General features: G+C 49.0%; 1 protein-coding gene. It reads left to right on the top strand.

What is annotated here, in order from left to right:
* A partial coding sequence (locus R7Q11_RS25180; protein WP_225466879.1) for a tetratricopeptide repeat protein occupies window positions 1–811 on the top strand: 811 nt, incomplete at its 5' end.
* Between the last annotated feature and the right edge of the window lie 130 nt (window positions 812–941).

The following is a 941-nucleotide window of genomic DNA, read 5'->3' as shown; positions in this document are numbered from 1 at the left end:
GGGCATGGAAGGTGATATTGAAGCGAAGTTCACGACAGGTAAAGCACTGGTGTTTGGTCGAGGGGTAGAGAAGAACATCCCGAAAGGCCATCAACTCATCGAAACGGCGGCCGAAGAAGGTTGCGTTGCTGCGATGCTTTACATGGGAGAGTGGCAGCTCTCGCCTGAAAATACTTCAGGCCATAAAGCCGATGCGCTTTACTGGTTTATGAAAGCGGCAGAAAAAGACAGTGCAGAAGGCAAAATTCAAGTCGGCTTGTGTTATCTAAACGGCATTGGCGCAGACAAGAGCATGGTGAAAGGTTGCTATTGGCTGGAACGTGCTGCTGAGGGCGGCAGCGCAGAAGCGATGTACCATGCAGGCGAAGCATGGAAAGACAGAGGAAAAACAGGCAATGCGATTGCGTATGTTTGGTTGTTTCTTTCTGCCAATATGGGTTATCAACCAGCTCGCGCCCTTCGCGATGAAGTGGCGGCGAACATCGGTGTGGATGTGGTGGTTGGACTTCAATCCATTGCGAAGCCTCTGCAAAGAAAGCTCGCATCTGGCATGGTGAAAAAGCACTCGATCATTCGTGCGCTGAACAAGGTGTACAAACGTGACGTATATTTCCCTGGCGAAGAAGAGCTTAACGAAGTGTTAAGTGACGAGCACAAATCTGGGGCGAATACGTGGGAAGAGACGACGGAGCTGAACTTCGAACCGGATATGACAACGGTCACAACAGAAGATCAATCAGCGAAACCACCTGAGCAGAAAACGCCTTCCAAAGATGTGCTCGATTTTACGCAGAATTTTTTACAACCTTAATCTTCGAAGAGCCTCAGTAATGAGGCTTTTTTATTGCCTGATAACAGCTACTGGCAAGCGCCTCTAGGCGATGCCGCCCTCTCTCTTCCCATCCCTATTTTTACAACAATCTCTATATAGAGACGAGTAC

This window comes from Vibrio sp. 970 (assembly GCF_033339075.1).
The sequence above is the reverse complement of the archived record's forward strand: the minus strand, read 5'-3'. Positions and strand labels throughout refer to the sequence as shown.